23 protein-coding genes are annotated in these 26,479 nt (G+C 71.7%); 13 read left to right on the top strand and 10 right to left on the bottom strand.

The genetic code is table 11. From position 1 onward, the window contains the following. Nucleotides 1-123: 123 nt before the first annotated feature. Complete coding sequence (locus A6A29_RS09910) at nucleotides 124-1,794, top strand: MDR family MFS transporter (RefSeq protein WP_079182675.1); 1,671 nt, start codon at nucleotides 124-126, stop codon at nucleotides 1,792-1,794. A 113-nt stretch (nucleotides 1,795-1,907) separates the two neighbouring features. Here A6A29_RS09910 and cseC read toward each other — a convergent pair whose 3' ends face one another. From cseC to A6A29_RS09935, 5 genes are all read right to left on the bottom strand, one after another. Continuing rightward, entirely contained in the window at nucleotides 1,908-3,227 is a 1,320-nt protein-coding gene (cseC, locus tag A6A29_RS09915) for a two-component system sensor histidine kinase CseC (protein ID WP_073719622.1), read from the bottom strand. Then, on the bottom strand, nucleotides 3,224-3,937 hold the full coding sequence (gene cseB / locus A6A29_RS09920) for a two-component system response regulator CseB (protein WP_073719623.1): 714 nt from the start codon (nucleotides 3,935-3,937) through the stop codon (nucleotides 3,224-3,226). The genes cseC and cseB overlap by 4 nt, the downstream gene beginning before the upstream one ends. A 72-nt stretch (nucleotides 3,938-4,009) precedes the next feature. Further along, nucleotides 4,010-4,753 (bottom strand): hypothetical protein, encoded by a 744-nt coding sequence (locus tag A6A29_RS09925; RefSeq protein WP_073719624.1) that lies wholly within the window; start codon nucleotides 4,751-4,753, stop codon nucleotides 4,010-4,012. After that, on the bottom strand, nucleotides 4,741-5,388 hold the full coding sequence (locus A6A29_RS09930) for a SigE family RNA polymerase sigma factor (RefSeq protein ID WP_073719625.1): 648 nt from the start codon (nucleotides 5,386-5,388) through the stop codon (nucleotides 4,741-4,743). Before A6A29_RS09930 ends, A6A29_RS09925 begins: the two co-directional genes overlap by 13 nt. 216 nt (nucleotides 5,389-5,604) lie before the next feature. Next, nucleotides 5,605-6,507 (bottom strand): A/G-specific adenine glycosylase, encoded by a 903-nt coding sequence (locus A6A29_RS09935; protein WP_073719626.1) that lies wholly within the window; start codon nucleotides 6,505-6,507, stop codon nucleotides 5,605-5,607. Nucleotides 6,508-6,736: 229 nt separating this feature from the next. Between A6A29_RS09935 and A6A29_RS09940 the strand changes: the two genes are divergently transcribed. Then, nucleotides 6,737-7,537, top strand: coding sequence for a hypothetical protein (locus A6A29_RS09940; protein ID WP_241838405.1), 801 nt, complete (start codon nucleotides 6,737-6,739; stop codon nucleotides 7,535-7,537). 371 nt (nucleotides 7,538-7,908) lie between these two features. Here A6A29_RS09940 and disA read toward each other — a convergent pair whose 3' ends face one another. Together disA and radA are read right to left on the bottom strand one after the other, a co-directional pair. Further along, nucleotides 7,909-9,033 (bottom strand): DNA integrity scanning diadenylate cyclase DisA, encoded by a 1,125-nt coding sequence (disA, locus tag A6A29_RS09945; RefSeq protein ID WP_073719628.1) that lies wholly within the window; start codon nucleotides 9,031-9,033, stop codon nucleotides 7,909-7,911. A gap of 80 nt (nucleotides 9,034-9,113) precedes the next feature. Next, on the bottom strand, nucleotides 9,114-10,526 hold the full coding sequence (radA, locus tag A6A29_RS09950) for a DNA repair protein RadA (RefSeq protein WP_073719629.1): 1,413 nt from the start codon (nucleotides 10,524-10,526) through the stop codon (nucleotides 9,114-9,116). A 171-nt stretch (nucleotides 10,527-10,697) separates the two neighbouring features. On the opposite strand from radA, the gene A6A29_RS09955 reads away from it, so the two are divergent. Further along, nucleotides 10,698-12,551: a BACON domain-containing protein gene (locus A6A29_RS09955; protein ID WP_073719630.1), complete on the top strand. Its 1,854-nt coding sequence runs from the start codon at nucleotides 10,698-10,700 to the stop codon at nucleotides 12,549-12,551. Nucleotides 12,552-12,614: 63 nt separating this feature from the next. On the opposite strand, the gene A6A29_RS09960 is transcribed toward A6A29_RS09955, so the two are convergent. Further along, a complete protein-coding gene (locus tag A6A29_RS09960; RefSeq protein ID WP_073719631.1) occupies nucleotides 12,615-13,469 on the bottom strand; it encodes a hypothetical protein in 855 nt (284 codons plus the stop codon). A 51-nt stretch (nucleotides 13,470-13,520) separates the two neighbouring features. Here A6A29_RS09960 and A6A29_RS09965 point away from each other — a divergent pair, with 51 nt between their 5' ends. The 4 genes from A6A29_RS09965 to ilvD all read left to right on the top strand — a co-directional run bounded on the left by A6A29_RS09965 (nucleotide 13,521) and on the right by ilvD (nucleotide 18,184). Further along, nucleotides 13,521-14,468 carry a Ppx/GppA phosphatase family protein gene (locus tag A6A29_RS09965; RefSeq protein WP_073719632.1) on the top strand — a complete coding sequence of 316 codons (948 nt, stop codon included), beginning with the start codon at nucleotides 13,521-13,523 and terminating at the stop codon, nucleotides 14,466-14,468. Nucleotides 14,469-14,604: 136 nt separating this feature from the next. Beyond that, nucleotides 14,605-15,438 (top strand): sugar phosphate isomerase/epimerase family protein, encoded by an 834-nt coding sequence (locus A6A29_RS09970; RefSeq protein ID WP_073719676.1) that lies wholly within the window; start codon nucleotides 14,605-14,607, stop codon nucleotides 15,436-15,438. A 103-nt stretch (nucleotides 15,439-15,541) separates the two neighbouring features. Next, nucleotides 15,542-16,162 carry a TetR/AcrR family transcriptional regulator gene (locus tag A6A29_RS09975; protein ID WP_073719675.1) on the top strand — a complete coding sequence of 207 codons (621 nt, stop codon included), beginning with the start codon at nucleotides 15,542-15,544 and terminating at the stop codon, nucleotides 16,160-16,162. 171 nt (nucleotides 16,163-16,333) lie between these two features. Next, nucleotides 16,334-18,184 (top strand): dihydroxy-acid dehydratase, encoded by a 1,851-nt coding sequence (ilvD, locus tag A6A29_RS09980; protein WP_073719633.1) that lies wholly within the window; start codon nucleotides 16,334-16,336, stop codon nucleotides 18,182-18,184. Between the two features lie 228 nt (nucleotides 18,185-18,412). Here the strand turns inward: ilvD and A6A29_RS09985 are convergent, their stop codons facing one another. Then, on the bottom strand, nucleotides 18,413-20,551 hold the full coding sequence (locus A6A29_RS09985) for a protein kinase domain-containing protein (protein ID WP_073719634.1): 2,139 nt from the start codon (nucleotides 20,549-20,551) through the stop codon (nucleotides 18,413-18,415). A gap of 124 nt (nucleotides 20,552-20,675) precedes the next feature. On the opposite strand from A6A29_RS09985, the gene A6A29_RS09990 reads away from it, so the two are divergent. The 5 genes from A6A29_RS09990 (at nucleotide 20,676) to proC (ending at nucleotide 24,296) form a co-directional block, all read left to right on the top strand. Further along, entirely contained in the window at nucleotides 20,676-21,020 is a 345-nt protein-coding gene (locus A6A29_RS09990; protein WP_073719635.1) for an SH3 domain-containing protein, read from the top strand. An 86-nt stretch (nucleotides 21,021-21,106) separates the two neighbouring features. Further along, nucleotides 21,107-21,664, top strand: coding sequence for a hypothetical protein (locus A6A29_RS09995; protein ID WP_073719677.1), 558 nt, complete (start codon nucleotides 21,107-21,109; stop codon nucleotides 21,662-21,664). A 106-nt stretch (nucleotides 21,665-21,770) separates the two neighbouring features. Next, the gene (locus A6A29_RS10000) at nucleotides 21,771-22,607 is read left to right on the top strand and encodes an ABC transporter ATP-binding protein (RefSeq protein WP_073719636.1); all 837 of its coding nucleotides are present in this window, start codon (nucleotides 21,771-21,773) and stop codon (nucleotides 22,605-22,607) included. Next, nucleotides 22,604-23,422: an ABC transporter permease gene (locus tag A6A29_RS10005; RefSeq protein ID WP_073719637.1), complete on the top strand. Its 819-nt coding sequence runs from the start codon at nucleotides 22,604-22,606 to the stop codon at nucleotides 23,420-23,422. The genes A6A29_RS10000 and A6A29_RS10005 overlap by 4 nt, the downstream gene beginning before the upstream one ends. A gap of 64 nt (nucleotides 23,423-23,486) precedes the next feature. Next, nucleotides 23,487-24,296 carry a pyrroline-5-carboxylate reductase gene (gene proC, locus A6A29_RS10010; RefSeq protein WP_073719638.1) on the top strand — a complete coding sequence of 270 codons (810 nt, stop codon included), beginning with the start codon at nucleotides 23,487-23,489 and terminating at the stop codon, nucleotides 24,294-24,296. A gap of 3 nt (nucleotides 24,297-24,299) precedes the next feature. Here the strand turns inward: proC and A6A29_RS10015 are convergent, their stop codons facing one another. Beyond that, nucleotides 24,300-24,887 (bottom strand): cysteine hydrolase family protein, encoded by a 588-nt coding sequence (locus tag A6A29_RS10015; RefSeq protein ID WP_073719639.1) that lies wholly within the window; start codon nucleotides 24,885-24,887, stop codon nucleotides 24,300-24,302. 73 nt (nucleotides 24,888-24,960) lie between these two features. Here A6A29_RS10015 and A6A29_RS10020 point away from each other — a divergent pair, with 73 nt between their 5' ends. Further along, entirely contained in the window at nucleotides 24,961-25,950 is a 990-nt protein-coding gene (locus tag A6A29_RS10020; protein ID WP_073719640.1) for a GlxA family transcriptional regulator, read from the top strand. Nucleotides 25,951-26,479 lie beyond the last annotated feature (529 nt).

Genomic DNA, 26,479 nt, shown 5'->3' on the forward strand with positions numbered 1-26,479 from the left:
CATCGTGCTCTCCCAGTACTTACTTGACGCCCGGCTAGTTGCGGGTCTACGTTCCCAGTCTAGTCAACTAGCCGGGCGGCAAGTAAGTGCTCGGTGTACCGGGGAAACAGGGGAGTGGGGACCATGGCGGAGCTGAGCAAGGCGTCTGCGGGGCGGACGGCCGGAAAACAGGAACCTGAGCCACGCAGCGTTCGGGTGGTGATACTCGCCCTGATGATCGCGATGCTGCTCGCCATGCTCGACAACCTCATCGTCGGCACCGCCATGCCCACGATCGTCGGTGACCTCGGAGGCATGGAGCACCTGTCCTGGGTGGTCACCGCCTACACCCTGACCACCGCCGTCTCCACCCCCATCTGGGGCAAGCTCGGCGACCTGTACGGCCGCAAGGGCGTCTTCCTCACGGCCATCGTGATCTTCCTGATCGGTTCGGTCCTGAGCGGCATGGCCCAGGACATGAGCCAGCTGATCGGCTTCCGTGCGGTGCAGGGGCTCGGTGCGGGCGGCCTGATGGTCGGCGTCATGGCGATCATCGGCGATCTCGTACCGCCCCGGGAGCGTGGCAAGTACCAGGGGATGATGGCCGGTGTGATGGCCATAGCCATGATCGGCGGACCGCTGGTCGGCGGCGCCATCACCGACCACCTCGGCTGGCGCTGGAGCTTCTACATCAACCTGCCGCTCGGCGCGGTCGCCCTCGCCATGGTCACCGTCGTCCTGCACCTGCCGAAGAAGGAACGGTCGAAGGCGAACATCGACTACCTGGGCGCGGCACTGCTCACCGTCGGCATCACCGCGATCGTCCTCGTCACGACCTGGGGCGGCACGGAGTACGCCTGGGGCTCGGCCGTGATCATGGAGCTGATCGCGCTCGGCGTGGCGGCCCTCGTCGGCTTCCTCTTCGTCGAGCGCAAGGCTCCGGAGCCGATCATTCCGCTGCATATATTCCGCAACGGCAACTTCACCCTGATGTCGGTCATCGGTTTCATGACCGGCTTCGTGATGTTCGGCGCGGTGCTCTTCCTGCCGCTGTTCCAGCAGTCGGTGCAGGGCGCGTCCGCGACCAACTCCGGACTGCTGCTCCTGCCGATGCTGCTCGCGATGATGATCGTCTCGCTGATCGCCGGACGGGTCACCACCAGCACCGGCAGGTACAAGATCTTCCCCATCGCGGGCAGTGCCCTGATGGTGACGGGCCTCTTCCTGCTCGCCCAGATGGACACCGGGACCTCGCGTCTCACCTCCGGTATCTACATGGCGGTGCTCGGTGCGGGCATGGGCTTCCTGATGCAGATCACCATGCTCGTCGCGCAGAACAGCGTCGAGATGAAGGACATGGGCGTCGCCTCGTCCGCGACCACCCTCTTCCGTACGCTCGGCAGCTCCTTCGGCGTCGCGATCATGGGCGCGCTGTTCACCGGCCGGGTGCAGGACGAGATGGCGGCGCACGGCGGCGGAGCCGCCACGGAGAAGTCCGCCCAGCTGGACGCGGCAAGCCTGGCGAAGCTGCCGCACGAGCTGAGCGAGGCGTACCAGTTCGCGGTGGCCTCGGGCACCCACATCGCCTTCCTGGTGGGCGGCTCGGTGGCGGTGCTGGCCCTGGTCGCGTCCCTGTTCGTCAAGGAGGTCCCGCTGCGGGGCGCGGGCCCGGCGGTCACCGCCGACGGTCAGCCGCCGACGGACGACGTGACGGCTGCGGTTTCCGATACTCCGGATACTTCCGCGGCTCCCGATGCTTCCGACACTGCCGCGGCTTCCGGGTCGCCCGGCGCCAAGAAGTCGCAGACCGTCTGAGCATCACGAACAGCGCGAACATCACGAACAACGAGCGGTACGTGGACGGGCCCCGGAGACTCACGTGTCTCCGGGGCCCGTCCACGTACCCATGCATGTCCACGCCTACACGCTCACTCCGCCGGCTGAAGGATCGGGAAGCTCCCGGTGTTCGTCGGCGCGTGCTCCGGCAGCCACAGCACCGCTATCGCCCCGCCCGTCCCCTCCACCGCACCCATCGGCGCCGCGTTGCGGAAGGTCAGCCGGGCCCCCAGCACCCGCGCCTGCCCGGCCGCGATCGTCAGCCCCAGCCCATGGCCGTTCCCGGCCCGGTCCGGGCTTCCCGTACGGAACCGGCTCGGCCCCTCCCGCAGCAGCGCCTCCGGGAAACCGGGCCCGTGGTCGCGGACCCGTACCACCCGGCCCTCGACCGTGACCTCCACCGGGGTGGACCCGTGCTTGGCGGCGTTGCCCAGCAGATTGCCGAGGATGCGTTCCAGGCGCCGCGGATCGGTGGAGACCCACGACTCGTGCACCACCCGCACCGTGACGTCCGGGTCCAGCAGGGCGATCCGGCGGCTGACGAACTCACCCAGCTGGACCTGCTGCAGTTCGGCCCGCTCCGAGGCACTGTCCAGCCGCGCCACTTCGAGTACGTCCTCCACCAGCGTCCGCATCGCCTGCGCCCGGTCCCGCACCAGCTCGGTGGGGCGGCCCGGCGGCAGCAGCTCGGCGGCGGTGAGCAGCCCGGTCACCGGGGTACGCAGCTCATGGGCGATGTCCGCGGTGACCCGGCGCTCCGCCTCGATCCGCTCGTTCAGCGCGTCGGTCAGCGCGTCGACGGCCCGCGCCAGCTCATCGGTCTCGTCGCGGACGACCCCGCCGACGGCCTCCCTGACCCGTACGTCCGTGTGCCCCTGCGCGACCTTGCCGGCCGCGGCCGCCGCCTTGCGCAGCCTGCGCGACAGCTGGCCGCCGATCAGGACGCCCAGGGCGCAGCCGCCGAAGACCACCGAGACCGAGCCGATGATCAGCGCCCGGTCGAGGTCGTTCATGATCGTGTCGCTGCGGTCGGCGAACCGGGTGTGCAGGGAGAGGACGTCACCGTTGGCCAGCGGCACGGCCGCCCAGACGTCGGGCACCCCGTCCTCGTACTCCTCGACATGCGTGGCGCGCCGGTTGTTGCGGACCTCGTCGCGCAGGCTCGGCGGCAGTGTGGGGTCGTTGAGCTTGGCGCCGAACTTGGGCGCCGAACTCTTCATGTTCGACGCCTCGTAGAACCGCTGGGCACCCAGCAGCCGCTCCAGCTGCACCTCGCGGGCGTTCTCGATCATCGAGACCCGGGCTGCGTTGTGCACGACAAGGCTCAGCGCCACCGCGATGAGCGCGCCGACCGCCGCGATCGCGATGCTGATCTTCCAGCGGACACCGGTCCGCAGGGCCAGTTTCTTCATGCCCGGAGCTTGTAGCCGAAGCCGCGGACGGTCTCGATGCGGTCCTGCCCGATCTTGGTGCGCAGCCGCTGCACATGCACGTCCACGACCCGGGTGTCGCCGCCCCAGCCGTAGTCCCAGACCCGTTCCAGGAGCTTGTCGCGGGAGAGCACGGTGCCGGGTGCGGACGAGAACTCCAGCAGCAGCCGCATCTCGGTCGGCGTCAGCGCCACCTGCTCGCCCCCTTTGCGTACCTCCATGCCCTCGGTGTCGATCTCCAGATCGCCGAAGGCCAGCACCCCGCCCTCGGGTCCCGTGTCCAGGTCCGTACCGGCCACCGCCCGGCCGTCCGCCCCGGCCGCGTGGCCGAAGCGGCGCAGCACGGCCCGGATACGGGCGACGAGCACGGCGCCGTCGAAGGGCTTGGTGACGTAGTCGTCCGCCCCGGCCTCCAGGCCGAGCACCACGTCGATCGAGTCGGCCCGAGCCGACAGCATGATCACGGGCACCGTCGACTCGTCCCGGATGCGGCGGCACAGGCTCACCCCGTCGAGGCCCGGCACCATCACATCGAGCAGGGCGATGTCGGGCCGGTGGGCCCGGAACGCCTCCAGGCCGGAGAGCCCGTCGGGCATCGCGGTGACCGCGAAGCCGACCCGCTCCAGCGCGAGCTGGGTGGCCTCACGGATGACGTCGTCGTCCTCGACGAAGAGGACATGGGTCTCGGCCATGCGACTGCTTTCAGCTGCTCTCGGTTGCTCTGATTTCTTCGCGTCGACTGCTTCGCGTCGTCCGTCGCGGGCTCAGCTCTTCGCCGGTTCCGGCACGGGCTCGGAGAGCGTGCCCTCCGTGCTGCCGACGGCCCGGTTGAAGTCGTTGTGCACCCGGTCGTGCTCGTTGAAGCGATCGCTCGCCCAGCGGTAGGTGACCACCTCCGAGCCAGAGGGGTAGGCGAGCGGGTCCTTCGACCCGTACACCTGCGTCGTCACCACCAGATCACCCCGGTCGATGGTGCCGTAGACCGCGGGAGTCTCGGCGGTGAAGACGTTCTGGTACGAGCCGTCGTCGCGCTGGCGGTACACATACGTCCCGATGCCCACCGAATCGGAGCAGGCCATCACGTTGATCACGACATCGGTCACGGGACCGTCGGTCATCGAACCGTAGGAGGTGTCCACCGGGTACGCGTCCCCGGCGCAGGGCTTGAGGCCGTCCTTGACCCGCTCGCTCACCTTCGCGTCGCCCCGCAGCAGTGCCACGGCATCGACCCGCCTGGCGGGCTTCGCCGTACCGGAGGGCGTAGCCACGGGAGGCGTCGTGACCTGGGCGACCGGCTGGGTTCCCGCCGGGCCCTCGTCGCGGGTGCCGGTGCCGCCCGTGGAGCAGCCGACGCAGAACACCACGATGGCGGCGAGTCCGGCCAAGGCCGTACCACTCGCCGCCATGCCCGCCCGGAGCCTGGTGCTCCGGGCGGTACCTCCACGATCGCCGTCGTGCGCGGGGCTGTCGCCCGCGCCGCCGTCGCCGCTGTCCGTCAGGCCGCGCACCGCTCCCGCCCCCGCTCGTCGTGGCGCCCGTTCCGCTGCGCCGGTGTGTGTGCACGCGCCCCGACGACCGCCGCGCGGCCGGAAGGACGGGCCACGGTCGCCCGGTGGCCCTCGGCCTCGCGGCCGACCGCCTCGCGGCTCATGATCTCGCGGCTCTCCAGCTCCTGGCGCAGCCGTGCCAGCGCCCGGTGGAGCGTGCTCTTCACCGTACCGGCCGACATACCGAGCGCGGCAGCCGTCTCCTCGGTGCTCATCTGTTCCCAGTGTCGCAGCACGACGACGCTGCGCTGCTTGGGAGCCAGCACGCCCAGGATGTCCATCAGCAGCGCCCGGTCGGCACGCTGCTCGGTGCCGTCCTCGACGCTCGCGTCGGGCAGCTGCTCGGTGGGGATCTCCTCAAGCTTGCGGGCCCGCCACCACTCGGTACGCGTATTGATCATGACGCGGCGGAGATAGGCGTCGGCGAGGGACTTGTCGGCGATGCCGTCCCAGCGGCCGAACGTACGCACCAGAGCGGTCTGCAGCAGGTCCTGCGCATCCACAGGGTCGGGGACGAGACGGCGTGCGCTGCGCAGCAGAGCATCCTGCCGGGTGCGTACATAGTCCTCGAATTCGAGCACCTCGCCCTGCGCCATTCCAACCGCCTCCGACCCCGTAGATCCCCGTGTGCACTGCTGTCGGAGACGCTACGGAGGCGTTGTCACGAGGGTGTGCGTAGCAGCCATACGCCGACGCACGGCTGCCCATCGGTTGTGTAACAGCCCTGGTCCGACCCGGCCCTACGACCGGGTCGGACCGGGATGGACCGGGGCGGAGGGGTCGGGACCCGGTCCGGTCGGGCCCGGCTCGGGTCAGGTCAGCGGCAGCCGGTACTGACCGTCGGCCAGCGGTTCGACCAGCCCGTCGGCCACCAGCCCGTCCAGGGCGCGGGCCCGCTGCACGGGCTCGTCCCACACGGCGTCCAGTGCGGCCTGCGGAACCGGGGCCACCGACTCACGCAGGACCGCGAGCAGTCGGCCGCGTACCTGCCGGTCGGTACCTGCGTACGTCTGCCCACGGCGGGCAGGCCCCTGGTGCGCGGGCTTCCCGGCCAGCAGCCAGGCGCACTGCGAGGCGATCGGGCACTGCGAACAGTCCTCGTTCCTGGCGGTGCACACCAGCGCGCCGAGCTCCATCGTCGCGGCCGCCCAGCGGGCCGCGCGTTCGTCCTCCTCGGGGAGCAGCGCCCTGGCGAGCTTGCGTTCGGCGGCGGTCGTCGCGTTCGGCGGGTACTGGATACCGGAGGCGGCGCGGGCGAACACCCGGCGGACGTTCGTATCGAGCACCGCGTGCCGTTGCCCGTACGCGAACGAGGCCACGGCCGCCGCCGTGTACTCACCGATCCCGGGCAGCGCCAGCAGCTGGTTGTGCTCGCTCGGTACGTCGCCGCCGTGCCGTTCCGTTATCGCCTGGGCGGCCCCGTGCAGGCGCAGCGCCCGGCGGGGGTAGCCGAGCCGGCCCCAGGCGCGGACCGCTTCACCGGGCGCCTCGGCGGCCAGGTCGGCGGGGCGCGGCCAGCGGGCCAGCCACTGTTCGTACACCGGGAGGACCCGGCTCACCGGGGTCTGCTGCAGCATGAACTCGCTCACCATCACACCCCAGGCGCCCGCTTCGGGGCGGCGCCAGGGCAGATCGCGGGCGTGCTGCTCGAACCACCCGATGACGGGGGTGTGGAGGGACGTGGGGGGCGTGTGTGTCGAAGTCATGGCAGTCATCGCACGTCCGATCCTGGCACGGAAGACGGGGCGAGGGTCACGGGTGCGGGGGTGTCGGCCGTCCCGGTGGCCCAGGGGGCGAGAACGCCACCCGTTCTGTCCCCTCTGCCCCTGTCCAGCGGGTGCCATCAGGGGTTCCGTGATGATGATCCGCAAAACTTCACGATCGGAGCGGCGGGTGGGGCGGGAGTTGGCCCGGATCTCTCGTAGAGTTCGGGACGTGGGTTCTATGCGCAATCCGGTCGGGCCGCTTCCCTCCACCATCTACTGGCGACGGAGGGCAGTAGCGGCGACGCTGGTTGCGCTGCTCGCGTTGCTGGTCGTATGGGTCGTCACCTCCGGTGACGGCAAGGGAAACAGAGGCGACGCGAAGGCCGACGGATCGGATCCGGTGCGGTCGATCACCCCGGGCCCCTCGGGTTCCGGACCGGCGATCAGTCAACAGCCGGGCGGACGCGACGAGTCGGGCGACACCGGCGGGGACGACGGGGGAAGCGACGGCAGCAACGGGGACCCCGGCACGGGCGACAGCGCGGGCTCCGGGTCCACCGGCACGGCGGGATCCGACGGATCGTCGACGGGTGCCGGGACGGCGGGCCAGCAGGTCCCGGCCGGCTCCCCGCTCCCCGACTGCGCCCCCGCCGCGATCCAGTTGAGCCTGCGTACGAAGGTCAGTTACGGCCCCGAGGACAAGCCGAAGTTCGAACTGATCGCCAAGAACACCTCGGCCACCGCCTGCAAGGCCGACCTCGGCCCGAAGAACGCGGTCCTCACCATCACCGAGGCCGGCGGCGACGAGGACAGTCAGGTGTGGTCCTCGAAGGACTGCCCGGCCGCCCCCGGCAGCCTGCTCCTGAAGGTCCCGGCGGGCACGACCGTGGTCCACACCGTGGCATGGGACCGCACCCTGAGCGCCCCCCGATGCGCCACACCCCCCGCGGCGAAGGCGGGCCCGGGGACGTACCTCCTGGAGGCAAGGGCCCCGGGAGAACCCCTGCAACGAGCCTCATTCGTCCTCTCCAAGGACTGACCAGCAAGGACGCCAACCCCAGCCGCCCCGGCCGACCTCAGCCGGTCCGGCCAACCCCAGCCGCTCCCGCCGACCTCAGCCGGCCCGGCCGACCCCAGCCGCCCCGGCCGACCTCAGCCGCCCCGGCCAACCCCAGCCCGTCCGGCGTTTGAGGACGGAACCGTCGCTCCGTGGGGCCGGCACAACGCGCCCCCGGCAGGACCGGTCACCCTTGGCAGGGCGCCAACCCCAACCCCAGCCGGTCCGGCCAACCCCAGCCCGTCCGGCGTTTGAGGACGGAACCCTCGCCCCGTGGGGCCGGCACCACACCGGCCCGGCAGGGCATCACACCCCAGCCCGTCCGGCGCCTGAGGACAAAACCCCCGCCACCCCTAGACGTACCGTTCCAGGATCGACGACTCCGCCAGCCGCGACAGCCCCTCCCGCACGCTCCGCGCCCTGGCCTCCCCGACGCCGTCCACGGTCTGGAGATCGTCCACGCTCGCGGCCAGCAGCTTCTGCAGACCGCCGAAGTGCTCCACCAGCCGCTCGATGATCGCTCCCGGCAGCCGCGGCACCTTCGCCAGCAGCCGGAATCCCCGCGGGGACACCGCCGAGTCCAGCGTCTCCGGCGAGCCGCTGTACCCCAACGCCCGTGCCACCACGGCCAGTTCCAGCAGCTCCGTGTGGCTCAGCGCGTCCAGCTCGGTCAGCGCCTCCGCGACCGTGCGGGACCGCTTGGCCGTCGGCTCCGGCACATAGTCGCGCACGACCAGTTCCCGCTCCGGCTCGACGCCCGCGATCAGCTCGTCCAGCTGGAGCGAGAGCAGCCGCCCGTCGGTGCCCAGCTCCACCACGTACTCGGCGATCTCGGTCGCGATCCGGCGCACCATCTCCAGGCGCTGGGCGACCGCCGTCACGTCCCGGACCGTCACCAGGTCCTCGATCTCCAGCGCGGAGAGCGTGCCCGCGACCTCGTCGAGGCGCAGTTTGTACCGCTCCAGCGTCGCGAGCGCCTGATTGGCCCGGGACAGGATCGCGGAGGACTCCTCAAGGACCCGCCGCTCCCCGTCCACGTACAGCGCGATCAGCCGCATCGACTGCGAGACCGAGACGACCGGGAAGACGCACGCCTTGGAGACCCGGTCCGCCGTGCGGTGGCGGGTGCCGGTCTCCTCGGTGGGGATGGACGCGTCCGGCACCAGCTGCACACCGGCCCGCAGGATCTTGCTCATGTCCTTGTCGAGGATCAGCGCGCCGTCGAGCTTGCACAGCTCGCGCAGCCGCGTCGCGGTGAACTCCACGTCCAGCACGAATCCACCGGTGCACATCGACTCGACGGTCTTGTCCATACCGAGGACGATCAGTCCACCGGTATTGCCGCGGAGGATGCGCTCCAGGCCGTCCCGCAAGGCCATTCCGGGCGCGACCGCGCTCAACGAGGCGCGCATCAGCGCCTCGTTGCCGGTGCCTTGGCCGGACTTTCCGGGCGATGCCGCCCGGTCGTTGGCTGCCACTGCACTCCTCCGGTCACAGGTTTGCGATGCCCTTGCGTCCCTCATACCGTTCGTACGGGCGGGCGAGACCAGGGCAAAGTCTACCGGCGCGCGCCGTCCTCCTGCGGTGCCTCCGGACGAGACCGGCGCGGGAGCACCCTCAGAGCGTCGCCCATGTCGGCGACTTCCGTGACCTTCATACCGGACGGGACCTTCCCCGGGTCGGTCGGGACCAGCGCGTGGGTGAAGCCGAGGCGGTACGCCTCGGCCAGTCTGCGCTGGACTCCGGTGACCCTTCTGACCTCGCCCGCGAGGCCCACCTCACCGATCGCGACCAGGTTCTTCGGCAGCGGGGTGTCGCTGGCCGCGCTGGCCAGGGCGAGCGCGATCGCCAGGTCCGCGGCGGGTTCGGTGAGCTTCACGCCGCCGACCGTCGCGCTGTAGATGTCCCGCTTGCCGAGGGCGCTGATACGGCCGCGCTGCTCCAGTACCGCCAGCATCATCGAGACCCTGGAGGTCTCCAGACCGGAGGTGGTGCGCCGGGGTGAAGGGATCTGGGAGTCGACCGTCAGCGCCTGCACTTCGGCGACCAGTGGCCGCTTGCCCTCCAGGGTGACGGTCAGACAGGTGCCGGGCACCGGCTCGTCGCGACGGGTGAGGAAGAGGCCCGAAGGGTCGGCGAGCCCGGTGATGCCCTCGTCGTGCAGCTCGAAGCAGCCGACCTCGTCCGTGGCCCCGTAACGGTTCTTGACGCCGCGCACCAGACGCAGCCGGGCATGGCGGTCGCCCTCGAAGGACAGCACCACGTCGACCAGGTGTTCCAGCAGCCGCGGCCCGGCGATCGCGCCGTCCTTGGTGACATGGCCGACCAGGAGCGTGGCCATCCCGCGCTCCTTGGAGGCCCGGATGAGCGCCCCGGCGACCTCGCGGACCTGGGCCATGCCCCCGGGAGCGCCGTCGATCTCGGGCGAGGCGACGGTCTGGACGGAGTCGAGCACCAGCAGCGAGGGCTTGACCGCGTCCAGATGGCCGAGCACCGCGGACAGGTCGGTCTCCGCCGCGAGATAGAGGTGGTCGTTGATCGCCCGGATCCGGTCGGCGCGCATCCGCACCTGGCTCGCGGACTCCTCGGCGGTGATGTACAGCGTGCGGTGGTCCTCGCTCGCCGCCTTGGCGGCCACGTCCAGCAGCAGCGTCGACTTGCCGACGCCCGGTTCGCCCGCGAAGAGCACGACGGCGCCCGGTACGAGCCCCCCGCCCAGCACCCGGTCCAGCTCTCCGACGCCGGTCGAGCGCGCGGTGGCCTGGCGGCTGTCGACCTCGCCGATCGGGACGGCGGCGGTGGAGACACGGCCGGCCGCGGTCGTCCGCACGGCGGGGGCGCCGCCGAACTCCTCGACCGTCCCCCACGCCTGGCACTCGGGGCAGCGACCGAGCCACTTCGCGGTGGTCCAGCCGCACTCGGTGCAGCGGTAGGACGGCCGGTCCTTCGTGGATTTCGTACGGGCAGCCATGGCGTCACCGTATAGGGGCGGTACGACAGTGCGGCCCGGGGCGGAGGCGTGCGGGGGCGCTCGCGGCGGAATTGGTGATTCCTGTCCCCTTTTGAGGGATACGTTCACCCGTAAGGGTTAAAAGTGCTGAAGGGGTACTAAGGGCATGTCCTCAATGCCTACGGTCGCCGGGTGACGAGCAGCAGGCTGGAGCCCCCCACGCACACCACCGGCGCACACCGGGCGCACCGTCGTGCGCCCCACTCGTCGGCACTGCCGCTGCCCGCAGGCGACGAGCCGTATCTCGACGGCCTCTTCACCTACTGCCTCTCCGTGCTCTGCGACCACGAAGCGGCCACCGAGGCGCTCGGCGCGGTCCTGGTGATCGCGGAGCGGCAGGACGGCCGGTGCCCCGAGGGCGAGGAGGAACGTAAAACCTGGCTGTACGCGCTGGCCAGGTGGACGTGCCTGCGCAAGCTGGCCGAACGCCACCGCGGCCGCCACGCCCACCGCCACCCGGCGAAGGAGACCCGGGCCGCGCGCACGCCGTCCGCCCGCCTGAAGGCCGCGCAGCCCGACGCCGCCCAGACCTGGGCCGCGCAAGCACCGGCGCACGTGAACCACCGCGCGCCGGTGTCCATGCCCGGCGCACCCCCGATGGGCCTCGCCACGCCCCCCACCCCGGAGGAAGCGGCCGTCCCGGCCCCCGCCGAGTCCCCGGCCGCCGAGGCACGGCGGCGCGAACTGGCCAAGCTCGCCTGGCCCGAGGCGGCGGGCACCACCCCGGAACAACGGGAGGCGCTCGAACTCGCGGTACGCCACCGGCTCCCCCCGCGCGCCGTCGCCTCCGTACTCGGCCTGGAGCCCTCCGGCGCCCGGGAGCTGCTGGCAGCCGCCGTCTGCGAGGTGGAGCGCACCCGCGCCGCCCTCGCCGTGGTCGAGACCGGCAACTGCCCCACCGTGGCCCGTCTCACCGGTGACCACCGGGTCCTGCTCTCCGCCGCGCTGCGCCGCGAACTCGTCCGGCACGTCGACGACTGCCCCCGCTGCCGTCGCGTCGCCGAACGGGCCGGTGCCGCCGGTCCCTGGCCCGGAGCCGCCGTCACACCCACCGCCGTGCTGCCGGTGGTCGAGGCGCCCCGCCCCTCCGTGCGGGTCGCCATGGTCCACGCCCGGCGCTCCAGGCCGCACACCCCGCGCTTCGACCGGGCGGGCTATCCGCTGGACCCGAAGGACCACGCCGCGCGCCGGGACCGGCTGCGCGCCCGGGTGGTGACGACGACCGTGGTCGCGACGGTCGTCGCCGCCCCCGTGATCGCCCTGTGGGCCGCCTACCGGGGGGCGCCGCACACCGGTGAGGGGCACGACGGCTCCTCGGTCACCGCGACCGAGATGGACGGCAGGGGCGGCATGGACGGAGCCCCGTACGACCGTTACGAGAACGCGGGCAACGCCCGCCCCGGAGAGAAGGGCCGCTTCACGGACGGCGCCCGTGTCCCGGGCGTGACGGCCGAGGTCATCAGCACCGGCGACGGACAGCACGGCCCCGGCCGCCTCGCCGTCACCGCCCGGTCCTCCGGAGACGTCACGACCATCACCCTGACCGCCTCCGGCAGCGGCCACCTCGCCTGGTCGGCGTGGGTGGACGCGCCGTGGCTGCGCCTCAGCCGTACGGCGGGCAGCCTCGCCGCCGGCGAGAGCGTCACGATCCGGGTCTCGGTGAACCACGCGGTGGAGCCGGACGGGCCGTGGAGCGCACGCATCGGCATCGCCCCTTCGGGGGCGGTGGTCGAGTTCGAGGGGTACGGAGCCACGTCCCCGGCGAACGGCGGCCCGTCGCGTCCCACCCCCCGCCCGACGGACCCGGGTACGAACCCGACACCACCCACGCCGAATCCCACCGGCCCCACCGCTCCCACCTCGACCCCGACGGATCCCACCCCCGGCCCTACGGGCCCCACGGACCCGGGGCCGTCCGACCCGCCGACCTCCCCGGACCCGTCCGACCCGCCCACCGGCCCGTCAGGACCGGCCCCCACGGACTGACAGCCCGCGGGGCCGGTCAGGGCCTGCGGGCTGTCGGTCCGTGGGACGAGGGCGGCAGGAAGGTCAGGCCGACGCACCGGGCCGCGGATCGGCCGGGTGCGGCGCCATCGGCAGCAGCGACGACAGCCGCTCCTCGCACAGTTCGACCAGCCGGTCGTAGCCCTCCTTGCCCATCAGCTCGGTGAGCTCGGGGCGGTAGGAGACGTACACCGGGTCCCCGGCCCCGTGCGCCGAGGTGGCCGAGGTGCACCACCAGTGCAGATCGTGGCCGCCGGGACCCCAGCCCCGGCGGTCGTACTCACCGATCGAGACCTGGAGCACGCGCGTGTCGTCGGGCCGGTCGATCCAGTCGTACGTACGCCGGATCGGCAGCTGCCAGCACACGTCGGGCTTCGTTTCGAGGGGCTCCTTGCCCTCCCGCAGCGCCAGGATGTGCAGCGAGCAGCCCGCGCCGGCCGCGAATCCGGGCCGGTTCTGGAAGATGCAGGAGCCCTCCCAGCGACGCGTCTGGCGTTCGCCGTCCTCGTCGACGCCGACCCAGCCCGTCTGCGTACCGACGTCATGGAACTGCCACAGCTCCGGTGTCAGCCGTGCGACATGGCCGGCCACCCGCTTCTCGTCGTCCTTGTCGGAGAAGTGGGCGCCCAGCGTGCAGCAGCCGTCGTCGGCGCGGCCCGCCTGGATTCCCTGGCAGCCGCTGCCGAAGATGCAGCTCCACCTGGAGGTCAGCCATGTCAGATCGCAGCGGAAGATCTGTTCGTCGTCCGAGGGGTCGGGGAACTCCACCCAGGCCCGCGCGAAGTCGATGCCCGTCTCGTCGGACCCGTTCGGTCCGTTCTTTTCCGGTTGCGATGTCTCCCGGTTCGTCTTCTGCTTCTTCGTGGCTTTGCCCGGCTTCGCCTTTTTCGTCTTTGGCACGCGCCAAGAGTAAGACCGACCGGCGCCGACCGGCCGCAGTAGCGTTCCGGTATGAGACTCGGAGTCCTCGACGTGGGGTCGAACACGGTTCATCTGCTGGTGGTGGACGCGCACCCCGGTGCCCGCCCGCTGCCCGCGCATTCGCACAAGGCCGAGCTTCGCCTGGCCGAACTCCTCGACGCGGACGGGGCCATCGGCCCCGTGGGCGTGGACCGGCTGGTGTCGACCATCGCCGGAGCGGTCCAGGCCGCCGAGGACAAGGGATGCGAGGACGTCCTGGCGTTCGCCACATCGGCGGTGCGCGAAGCGACCAACGCGGACAGGGTGCTGGCCCGGGTACGCGACGAGACGGGCGTCGACCTCGCGGTCCTCAGCGGTGAGGAGGAGGCCCGGCTCACCTTCCTCGCCGCCCGCCGCTGGTTCGGCTGGTCGGCCGGGAAGCTGCTGGTCCTGGACATCGGCGGCGGATCCCTGGAGATAGCGTTCGGCATCGACGAGGAGCCCGATGCCGCGGTGTCGCTGCCGCTCGGGGCCGGACGCCTCACCGCGGCCTGGCTGCCGGCCGACCCGGCGGCCCCGGAGGAGGTGAGGGCGCTGCGCCGCCACGTACGGGCCAGGATCGCCCGGAGCGTCGGTGAGTTCAGCCGCTTCGGCCGCCCCGACCATGTCGTCGCCACCTCCAAGACCTTCAAACAGCTCGCCAGGATCGCGGGCGCCGCACGCTCCACCGACGGGCTGTACGTCCAGCGCTCCCTCACCCGCAGGGCGCTGGAGGAGTGGGTGCCGAAACTCGCGGCGATGACCGTCGAGGAGCGGGGCCGGCTCCCCGGAGTCTCCGAGGGGCGCGCCGCCCAGGTGCTGGCCGGGGCGCTGGTGGCGGAGGGCGCGATGGACCTGTTCGGGGTCGAGGAGCTGGAGATCTGCCCCTGGGCGCTGCGCGAGGGCGTCATCCTGCGCCGCCTGGACCACCTCCCGACGGAACAGGCCGTCCTGTACTGACGCAGCCCGCGTGGATGCCGTTCGCGGACGCCGGCAGGGGTACGGGACCCGCGGGTACGGGAGGCCCGTCATGGCCCTGGTCACTTTCGGGCCGGTGCCCCTCGGCGGGGCGCATCGCTGCCCGTACGCTGTCCAGGTGGCAGAACCAGTGGTGCGCATCCCCGATGCGAAGGTCGCCCTGTCGACGGCTTCGGTCTACCCGGAGTCGACCGCGACGGCCTTCGAGATCGCCGCGCGCCTGGGCTACGACGGGGTCGAGGTCATGGTCTGGACCGACCCGGTCAGCCAGGACATCGAGGCCCTGCGACGGCTCTCGGACTACCACCGGGTCCCGATCCTCGCCGTGCACGCGCCCTGCCTCCTCATCACCCAGCGGGTCTGGTCCACCGATCCGTGGGTGAAGCTCCAGCGGGCCAGGGCGGCCGCGGAGTTGCTCGGCGCGTCGACCGTCGTCGTCCACCCGCCGTTCCGTTGGCAGCGCAACTACGCGCGTGACTTCGTGACCGGCATCTGGCGCATGGCGGACGAGACCGATGTGCGGTTCGCCGTCGAGAACATGTACCCGTGGCGCTACCGGGACCGGGAGATGCTCGCGTACGCCCCCGACTGGGACGTCACCAACGACGACTACCGGCACTTCACGGTGGACCTGTCGCACACCGCGACCGCGCGCACGGACGGGCTGGCCATGGTGGACCGGATGGGCGACCGGCTGGCCCACGTCCACCTCGCCGACGGCAAGGGCTCCAACAAGGACGAGCACCTGGTGCCCGGCCGGGGCGACCAGCCCTGCGCGGAGCTGCTGGAGCGGCTGGCCCGTACCGCGTTCGACGGCCATGTCGTCATCGAGGTCAACACCCGGCGCGCCATGTCCTCCGCCGAACGCGAGGCCGACCTCGCGGAGGCGCTCGCCTTCACCCGGCTCCACCTGGCGTCGTCGGCCCAGGCCCCCACACGTGAAACCCGGTAAGCGCGAGAAGCGCGTGACCCCTGAGAAGCACGCGACGCCCGAGAAGCGCGTGACCCCCGAGAAGCACGCGACGCCCGAGAGGCGAGAGGAACCCGAGGAGCGTGTGACGCCCGGAGCGGGCCCCGCCCCCCGGCGCCGCGGCCGCCCCTCCCGTACCGCCGGGGAAACCGGCCCCGACGCCCGTACCCGCATCCTCGAAGCGGCCCGTACCCAATTCGCGGAGCGCGGCTACGACAAGACGTCGATCCGGGGCATCGCCAGGGCGGCGGGCGTGGACGCCGCGCTGGTCCACCACTACTTCGGTACGAAGGACGAGGTCTTCGCCGCCGCCATCGAGGTCTCCTTCGAACCCGCCCTGGTCATCCCCGGGCTCATCGGCGGCTCGACGGACGGCCTGGGCGAACGGCTGGTCCGCTACTTCCTCTCGGTGTGGGAGAACCCGGCCACCCGGGCCCCGCTGCTGGCGATCCTGCGCTCGGCGCTCACCCACGAAGCGGCGGCGTCGGTCCTGCGCGGCTTCGTCCTGCGACGGCTGCTGGAGCGGATCGCGGCGGAACTGGACGTACCGGACCCGACCTTCCGGGCGGAACTGGCGGCCTCGCACATGGTCGGCATCGCGATCCTGCGGTACGTGATCAAGGCGGAGCCGCTGGCTTCGGCGGACCCGGAGGAGATCATCGCGATGGTGGGCCCGACCCTGCAGAGATACTTCACGGAAGCCTGACTCCCGGGCCGGACCCTCCTGACCTGCCCCGGAGCCGTACGCCGCCCCGGACCCGGAGCCCGTACACCGCCCTCCTTGAGCACCGCGTCCCGACATCCGGACGTCGTGTCCAGATCTTGGATTCGAGGCGTACGCTCGAAGACAGTCTTTTCTGTCGAAGGAGCGAGCGCGATGCCGCAGCTGAGGTCCCGCACTGTCACCCACGGCCGCAACATGGCGGGCGCCCGCGCCCTTATGCGGGCGTCGGGCGTAGCGAGCGAGGACATCGGCAAGCCGATCATCGCGGTGGCCAACTCGTTCACCGAGTTCGTCCCGGGCCACACCCACCTCGCCCCGGTCGGCCGGATCGTCTCCGAGGCGATCAAGGCCGCGGGCGCCGTGCCCCGCGAGTTCAACACCATCGCCGTGGACGACGGCATCGCGATGGGCCACGGCGGGATGCTCTACAGCCTCCCGTCGCGCGACCTGATCGCCGACTCCGTCGAGTACATGGTCGAGGCGCACTGCGCCGACGCGCTGATCTGCATCTCCAACTGCGACAAGATCACCCCCGGCATGCTGATGGCCGCCATGCGCCTCAACATCCCGACGGTCTTCGTCTCCGGCGGCCCGATGGAGGCCGGCAAGGCCACCCTGGTCGACGGCACGGTCCGCAAGCTCGACCTGGTCAACGCGATCAGCGACGCCGTGGACGAGAGCATCTCCGACGAGGACATCCTCCGTATCGAGGAGAACGCCTGCCCCACCTGCGGCAGCTGTTCCGGCATGTTCACCGCCAACTCGATGAACTGTCTGACCGAGGTCCTCGGCCTCTCCCTCCCGGGCAACGGTTCCGTCCTCGCCACGCACACCGCCCGCAAGGCGCTGTACGAGGAGGCCGGCCGCACGGTCGTGGAGATCACCAAGCGTTACTACGAGCAGGACGACGAGACGGTCCTGCCCCGCGCGATCGGCACCCGCGCCGCGTTCGACAACGCGATGGCGCTGGACATCGCGATGGGCGGCTCGACCAACACGATCCTGCACCTGCTCGCCGCCGCCGAGGAGGCGGAGCTGGCCTACGACCTCGACGACATCAACGAGGTCTCGCGCCGCGTCCCGTGCCTGGCGAAGGTCGCCCCGAACGTGGCCCCCGGCGGCACGTACTACATGGAGGACGTCCACCGGGCGGGCGGCATCCCCGCCCTCCTCGGCGAGCTCCACCGCGCGGGGCTGCTCAACGAGGAAGTGCACTCGGTGCACTCCGACACCCTCGCCGAGTGGCTGAAGAACTGGGACGTACGCGGCGGCTCCCCGTCGCCCGAGGCCGTCGAGCTGTGGCACGCCGCCCCCGGCTGCGTCCGCTCCGCCACCGCCTTCTCCCAGTCCGAGCGCTGGGACACCCTCGACCTGGACGCCGCGGGCGGCTGCATCCGCGACCTGGAGCACGCGTACTCCAAGGACGGCGGTCTCGCGGTCCTCAAGGGCAACCTCGCGGTGGACGGCTGTGTCGTGAAGACGGCCGGTGTCGATGAGTCGATCTGGACCTTCGAGGGCCCGGCGGTCGTCTGCGAGTCGCAGGAGGCGGCCGTCGACAAGATCCTCCGCAAGGAGATCAAGGAGGGCGACGTCGTCGTCATCCGTTACGAGGGCCCGCGCGGCGGTCCCGGTATGCAGGAGATGCTCTACCCGACGTCCTTCCTCAAGGGCCGCGGCCTCGGCAAGAGCTGCGCGCTGGTCACCGACGGCCGCTTCTCCGGCGGTACGTCGGGCCTGTCGATCGGCCACGCGTCGCCGGAGGCGGCATCGGGCGGCACGATCGCGCTCGTCGAGGACGGCGACCGCATCCGTATCGACATCCCGAACCGGTCCATCGAGCTCCTCGTCCCCGACGCCGAACTGGCCGCCCGCCGCGAGGCGCTGAACGGCGTCTACGCCCCGAAGAACCGCGAGCGCAAGGTCTCGGCGGCGCTGCGGGCGTACGCGGCGATGGCGACGAGCGCGGACCGGGGCGCCGTGCGCGACGTCTCCAAGCTGGGCTGACCCGAGCGGTACGTACGTCACCGGGCCCGCCGCCACCCACGGGTGCGGCCGGGCCCGGTTTCCTGTGACCGCCCGGCCGAGGCGCGGTCCCAAGGCCGGGGCCGGGCGGCCGGAGCACGCTCCCGGGGCCGGGAGCCTGGTGCCTCCGGCCTCCGGTGGCCGTTCGCCGTGGGGCCGCTTCACCGGCACCCCCGCTTCACCGGCCCCCGCTTCAGCGGCACCCCCGCTTCACCAGCTCCCCGGGTCCCGTCCGTCGACCGCGAAGACCGAGCCGTCCGGGGCCGTACCCACCACGGTCCGCCCCGCCGCGACGGGCGCGGGCAGCACCGACGCATAGGTGAGCCTGCCCTCCCGCAGCCGGGCGCGGGTCTGGCCCACCAGGGCGCCCCGCCCGGTGTCGACGGCCAGCAGCCGCCCGTCCGCCGCGGAGAAGTACAGCTGTTCGCCCGGCCCGAGTACGGGGGCCGAGGTGCGCCCGACACCCGTTTCCAGGCGCCACAGTTCGGCCTTCCCGTGCGAGCGGGTGTCGAGGGCGAGCAGCGTTCCGCCCCGTGCCAGCAGATACGCGGTGTCGCCGCCCAGCACCACCTGCGGATCGTTCATCCGGAAGGGCAGTCCGATACGGGTCAGGGTGCGCGGTCCGGGGTCGTAGCGGACGAGCGCGACGGTCTCCGAGTCCTCGTTCATCGCCGTCAGGACGAGCGCGCCGTCGGCGGTCCCGGCGGGAGTGAGTATCCCGTCCAGCCGCCGTTGCCACGCGGTCCGGCCGTTGTCCGCGTCGACCGCGGTGACGAGTGTGGTCGAGCCGGAGGCCGAGTGCTCGAAGGCGTAGGCCAGCCCGGACGCGCCGTCGTGGACGGCGAAGTCGGGGCGCAGATGCCCGGGGATCGTGTGCCCCCAGCGGGCCTTTCCGGTCGCGCCGTCCAGCGCCTTCACCCTGCCGCCGTCCGTGACCAGCAGCAGCGTGCCGCCCGCCGGGAACGGGGCGTCGGGGTACGCGGACACATCGGTCTCCCGTATCCGGGTGCCCTCGGCCGGGTCGTACGCGCGCAGCGTCCCGCCCGGGTCCGCGCTGTGGACGAGCCCGCCCGCGACCACCGGCGGCGACGCGCCCTTGCGCGCGCCCTTCCGGTCCGACCACAGCACACGGCCGTCCGCGGGGTCCAGGCGCGCGATGCCCGCCCCGGCCGCCGCGCAGTAGATCCCGGTCCCGGTCCCGGCGGCGGAGCTCCCGCCCGAGGAGCAGACGGGGGTGTCACTGCCGGTGGTCCGCAGCGGGGTCCGCCACGGCGCGAAGGCCGCCGCCGCCCCCTTTTTGCCGCCCGCCGGGGTGTGCGGATCGTCCGGCTCGCCCCACACCCCCAGCGCCGCCGCGCCCGCGCCGGTCACCAGCACGAGCAGCGCGACGCCCGCCGCCACGAGCAGGCCGCGCGGACGGCGTCGTACGACCGGGGGCGCGGCCCGCACATGGGTGGTGGGCCCGTCGGCCGCCTCCACGGCCACCGGCCGCCGCTGCGCCGGTATGAACGCGGCGGCCTCGTACGACGGTGGGCGCAGCGCCGTCATGATCTCGTCCGGCGTGGGCCGCTGTGCCGGGTCCTTCGCCAGGCACCGGCCGACCAGCGGCGCGAGATCCCCGGGCACCCCGGCGAGATCCGCCTCGTCGTGCACCACCTGGTACGCCACGATGTACGGGCTGTCCGAGTCGAAGGGCCCGCTGCCGGTCGCCGCGTGGACCAGCACGGCCCCCAGGGCGAACACATCGGCGGCGGGACCGACCTCGCGGGGCCGCTGGAACTGCTCGGGCGCCATATAAGGGGGCGAGCCGATCAGCTTGCCCGTCTCGGTGCGCAGATCGCTGTCGTACGGCCGGGAGATCCCGAAGTCGATGACCTTGGGCCCGGAATCGGAGAGCAGCACGTTGCTCGGCTTGAGATCGCGGTGGATGACCCCGGCCCGGTGGATGTCGCGCAGCGCCTCGGCCAGCCCCGCGGTGAGCCTGCGCAGCTCGGCGGGGGCCAGGGGGCCGTTCCGCTTCACCTGCTCGGCGAGGGTGGGGCCGGGCACGTAGAGCGTGGCCATCCAGGGGCGCGGGGCGGCCGGATCGGCGTCCACGACCGGTGCGGTGAACGCCCCGCTCACGCGTCGTGCCGCCGCCACTTCCTGCCGGAAACGCGCCCGGAACTCGGGGTCGGCAGCGTACGGCCCGTGCACCACCTTCACTGCGAGCTGGAGCCCCGATGCGGAGCGGGCCAGGTGCACGACACCCATGCCGCCCGATCCGAGACATGCCTCAAGCCGATACGTACCGGCGTACTCCGGATGCTCCGCTTCCGGATTGGCTCCGGTCCCTCGCAGCGGCGGCATCGCCCACCCCCGTGTGTTCGTGCGCAAGCGCGACGCACGGAGCCTAGTCGATGGTGCGTGCGAGCGGCGTGGGGCTTGTTAGCCTGCGCGTCGTAGTCATGGTTACTCAACGGGGGAGGCACCCATGGGTGTTGAAGACAGCGTCACCACGGTGGACACAGCAGCGGACACGGCGACGGTCACAGAGGCGGCGGCCACCGTCGAAGCCGCCTCCGACGACCTGCAGAAGTACCCGATCGCACCGGGCTACCGCGTCAACGTCCGGGTCGGACCCGGCACCAACTACCGGATCGTGCGGACCCTTCCGTACGGGATGAAGGTCCCGGTCTACTGCCAGAAGCCGGGGGAGCGGGTCACCGGCCCGTACGGCACCACGAACCTGTGGGACAACATCGCCAACGGCCAGTTCATCTCGGACGCGTACGTCCACACCGGCAGTGACGGGTACGTCGCCCCGCGCTGCGACTGACACCGGGCCGCATGTGCGGGCCGGTCCGACCCGCACGTACGGGCCGGTCCGACGCGACCACCACCCGTCCGGGGATAATCGACTCCGTGAGCGAGAACAGCGAAGCACCCGGTACCCCGCCCACCGACGCGGTCGCGTCCGGCGGCACCACCACCGCCCCCGGCCCGCAGCCCGAGCCCATCCGTTTCTTCGGTACGACCTGGGTCGACCGCGACGGGGGCTACGGGCTGCGGCGCGCCGGAGCCGCGATCGGCTCGCTCGCCGCGGCGGTCGCCGCCTGCTTCGTGCTCCGGTTCGCCTATCAGGGCCTGGAGATCGCGGAGGTCGGCAGCCTGATCGGGATGCTGGTCATCCTGATGTTCGGCATCTGCAGCGCCATCGCCTTCCGCAAGACGTGGGAAGGCTTCGGCGCCCGCCCCGCGGACCCGGGCCGCGAGGACAATCTGCGCGGCCTCAAGTCGATCGGTTTCATCGGCTCCCTGCTGGCCTACTTCTGCCGCTCGCTCCTGGAGGCACCCGGCGAGAAGCTGCGGCGTACGGAGTACGAGACGGCCCTCGCCCAGTACACGAAGCGCCGCTCGGCCCGCACCGGGAACCCGGCGGCCCGCCGCACGGCCAAGGGCAAGCGCCCCAATAACCGATAATTCCCGCCGGAGCCTCACCGAAGCCCGCCGGAGCCTCACCGAAGCCCTGTCGGCACCCTTGGCGGCGCCTTGACGGGGGGAGGGCGTCGGGACCAAAATTCATCACATGGTGAATTATGTGCGCGCCATGGAGCCTGGCCCCGAACCGGGCCCCGTCACCGAACCGGGGGGCGGCACTCCACCCGCCGTGGAAGCCCGGTCCCTCACCGTCGTACGAGGCAACCGCACCGTCCTGCGCGCTCTCGGCTTCACCGTCGAACCCGGCAGGATCACCGGCCTCCTCGGCCCCTCCGGCTGCGGGAAATCCACCCTGATGCGCGCCGTGGCCGGGACTCAGGCCAAGGTCAGCGGCACCCTCGACGTCCTCGGCCTTCCCGCGGGCCACCCGGCACTGCGCTCCCGCATCGGGTACGTCACCCAGGCGCCCTCCGTCTACACCGACCTCTCCGTCCGGCAGAACCTCGACTACTTCGCCGCCGTACTCCAGCCGGGACGCGCCCTCGGGGACGCCCGCCGCGAAGCCGTCACCCGGGCCATCCAGGACGTCGACCTCACCACCCATGCCGACGCCCTCGCCGGCACCCTCTCCGGCGGCCAGCTGAGCCGGGTCTCCCTGGCCGTCGCCCTTCTCGGCACGCCCGAACTGCTGGTCCTCGACGAGCCGACCGTCGGCCTCGACCCCGTACTCCGCCGCGATCTGTGGAACCTCTTCCACGCACTCGCCGCCGACCGGGGAACCACGCTCCTCGTCTCCTCCCACGTCATGGACGAGGCCGAACGCTGCCACCGCCTGCTGCTGATGCGCGAGGGCGAGATCCTCGCCGAGGACACGCCGGAGGCCCTGCGCGACCGCACCGGCTCCGAGACCGTGGAGGAAGCCTTTCTCCACCTGGTCGACGAGGCGGCCACCGCGACCACTCCCGGCCGGGAGGCCGCCCGATGACCTCCGACCGCACCGGCCACTCCCGCACCCCCGACCGCCTCCATACCCCCAGCCGCCTCCGTACCCCCAGCCACCTCCTGACGCCCGCCCGCACGACCGCCACCGCCGCCCGCGTCCTGCGCCAGCTCCGTCACGACCCGCGTACCGTCGCCCTGCTGCTGATCGTCCCGGTCCTGATGATCACGCTGCTGCGGTACGTCTTCGACGACAGCCCGCAGACCTTCGACTCCATCGGCGCCTCGCTGCTCGGCATCTTCCCGCTCATCACGATGTTCCTGGTGACCTCGATCGCCACCCTGCGCGAACGCACCTCGGGCACCCTCGAACGCCTCCTCGCCATGCCGCTCGGCAAGGGCGACCTGATCGCGGGCTACGCCCTCGCGTTCGCCGCGGTGGCCGTCGTCCAGTCCGTGCTGGCCACCGCGCTCTCCGTCCGGGTCCTCGGCCTGGACGTCATCGGCTCCCCGTGGCTGCTGCTCCTGGTCGCCCTGCTCGACGCACTGCTCGGTACGGCCCTCGGCCTGTTCGTCTCGGCGTTCGCCGCATCGGAATTCCAGGCCGTCCAGTTCATGCCGGCAGTGATCTTCCCGCAGCTCCTCCTGTGCGGCCTGTTCACCCCACGCGACCAGATGCACCCCGCGCTCGAAGCCCTCTCCGACGTGCTGCCCATGTCGTACGCCGTCGATGCCATGAACCAGGTCCTCCGCCACAAGGACATCACCGCGGACTTCGTCAGCGACATCACCGTCGTCGCCGGCTGCGCGCTCCTGGTCCTCGGCCTGGGCGCGGCCACCCTCCGCCGCCGCACGACCTGAACCCCCGGTGCAAGGATGACGAGGACGACCGAACCGCACAGAGCACCGCCCGAAGGGTGAACGCATGACCCAGACAGTCGCAGTCCTCGGCACCGGCAAGATCGGCGAGGCCCTGCTCAGCGGCATGATCCGGGCGGGCTGGCGCCCCGCCGACCTGCTGGTGACCAGCCGCCGCGCCGAGCGCGCGGAAGAGCTCCGCACCCGCTACGGCGTCGAGTCCGTCACCAACGCCGAGGCGGCCAAGAGCGCCGACATCCTCATCCTGGCGGTCAAGCCCCAGGACATGGGCAGGCTGCTCGACGAACTCGCCCCCCACGTCACCGCCGACCGCCTGGTCATCAGCGCCGCCGCGGGCATCACCACCGCGTTCATCGAGGACCGGCTGACCTCGGACACCCCCGTGGTCCGCGTCATGCCGAACACCCCCGTCCTCGTCGACGAGGGCATGTCCGTCATCTCGGCCGGCAGCCACGCCACCACCGAGCACCTCGCCACCGCCGAGGAGATCTTCGGAGGGGTCGGCAAGACCCTCCGGGTCCCGGAGTCCCAGCAGGACGCGGCCACCGCCCTCTCCGGCTCCGGCCCCGCGTACTTCTACTTCCTGGTCGAGGCGATGACCGACGCGGGCATCCTGCTCGGTCTGCCCCGCGCCCAGGCCCACGACCTCATCGTGCAGGCGGCCATCGGCGCCGCCGTCATGCTCCGGGACAGCGGGGAACACCCGGTCAAGCTCCGCGAGGCCGTCACCAGCCCGGCCGGCACCACCATCAGCGCCATCCGCGAACTGGAGAACCACGGCGTACGCGCCGCCCTCATCGCGGCCCTGGAAGCCGCCCGGGACCGCAGCCGCGAGCTGGCCTCCGGCAACGGCTGACCGTCAGACCGCCACCGCGGCCACCAGCTCCCCGCTCCTCACGACCTGCGCGAAACCGCCGCCGTGCAACGTCACGGCGGTGGCCCGCGCCAGCTCCTGGGCGCCGAGCGTCCACCCCCAGGGCCCGACCCCGTCGAACGTGTACGTCGCGTCCAGCGCGAAGAACACCTCGTACCCCAGGTTCCCGCCCATCCGCGCCGTCGTCTCCGCGCACATATTGGTCTGGATCCCGGCCACCACGATCTGCCCCACCCCGGCCTCCCGCAGCCAGGCATCCAGATCGGGCGTCCCGTAGAAGGCGGAGTTCACCGACTTCGTCAGGAACAGCTCACCGCCGCTCCCCTTCCCCCGCCGCTCCTCCACGTACGGCTTGAAGTCGTTGCCCGGGTACCCCGCCCGCAGCGGCGAATCGGGCTTGTCCGAGTCATGCCGTACGAACACGACGGGCCGCCCGCTCGCCTGCCACGCGTCGATCAGCCCCGCGATGTTCCGATCCGCGTCCGGGTTGTTCCGGGGCCCCCAGTACGCCTCCTCCTCGAACCCCTTCTGGACGTCCACCACAACCAGCGCCGCGTTCTCCGTGATCTCCATGCTTCGATCCTGCGCCTCCCCGCGCCCCTCGCCCAGACCGACAGAAGTCATCGACCGATGGTTTACTGCCACGATGCGCATCGCACTCGTGGCCTTCCCCGGTATCCGGGCGTTCGACGTCTCCGTCATCACGGAGGTGTGGGGCGTGGACCGCACCGACCGCGGGGTCCCCGCCTTCGACCTGCGCCGCACCGCCGCCGACCCGGCCCCGATCCCCCTGCGCGGCGGCCTCGGCCTCACCCCCGACCGCACCCTGGCCTGGCTGTCCCGGGCCGACCTGATCGTGGTCCCCGGCCTCGACGACCACCTCACCCCGGCCCCCGCCCCGGTCCTGGACGCCCTGCGCCTGGCCCACGGCCGGGGCACCCCGATCGCCGCGCTCTGCGGAGGGGCGTTCACCCTCGCCCAGGCCGGCCTTCTCGACGGCCGCCGGGCTGTCACCCACTGGAACCTCACCGAGCTCCTGCGCACCCACCACCCCCGGGTCACCGTCGTCCCGGACGCCCTCTTCCTCCACGACGACAACATCTGGACGTCGGCGGGCACCGCGGCCGGAATCGACCTGTGCCTCCACCTCGTCCGTACGACGCAGGGTGCCGAAGCGGCGGCGGCGATCGCCCGTTCGATGGTCACCGCCCCGTTCCGTACGGGGACCCAGGCCCAGTTCATCGAGCAGCCCACCCCGCACGCCGACCGCGACGCCGACGCCCTCGCCTCGGTACGCGCCCACGCCCTGACCCATCTGGCCCAACCCCACACGGTCGCCACCCTCGCCGCCCGCGCGGGCATGTCCCCGCGCTCCTTCGCCCGCCATTTCCAGGCGACCACGGGCACGACCCCACTGCGCTGGCTGATCACCCAGCGCATCGCCGCAGCCCAGAAGCTCCTGGAGCGCACCGACCACCCCCTCCCCGAGGTGGCCCGCCGCACGGGCTTCGGCAGCGAGATCACCATGCGCCAGCACTTCGCGGCCCACCTCTCCACCAGCCCCCACGCCTACCGTCTGGCCTTCCACGAAGCACCCACCAGGACCGGGGTTGACACGCCCGGCATCGATCCGTAATGTGCTCCGAGTTGTCCGACGTGAGCGCCGACCCCGGTCGGTCCCCGGACAGCCATTCCGCAGTAACCACGACAAACGAGCGACCACGTGTCGCGCTGTTTTTCGTGCGCATTCGCGAAATGAGGAATCCGCGTTCGAAGGAACGCAGCCCCGATTAGCGTCGGAGCCAAGGAATCCGCTAAAGTCTCACTCGTCGGAACGGCCCAACAGCCGGGAAGACAAGCCCCACTGACTGGGAATCAGGCCCGAAAGGATCTGATAGAGTCGGACTCGCCGGAAAGGGAAACGCGAAAGCGAAGAACTGGAAAGCGAAAATTGCTTGACCCGCTTCGACCGGGAATCGGACACGAAAGAGTCTGATAGAGTCGGAAACGCAAGAACACGAAGGGAAGCGCCCGGAGGGCCCCGGTGAAACGGGACCGAAGGAAGCGTCCGTTCCTTGAGAACTCAACAGCGTGCCAAAAGTCAACGCCAGATATGTTGATACCCCGGCCTGCTTCGGCAGGTTGGTGGTTCCTTTGAAAGTCCT

The sequence above is a fragment of the Streptomyces sp. TSRI0281 genome (assembly GCF_001905125.1).
GTDB lineage: Bacteria > Actinomycetota > Actinomycetes > Streptomycetales > Streptomycetaceae > Streptomyces.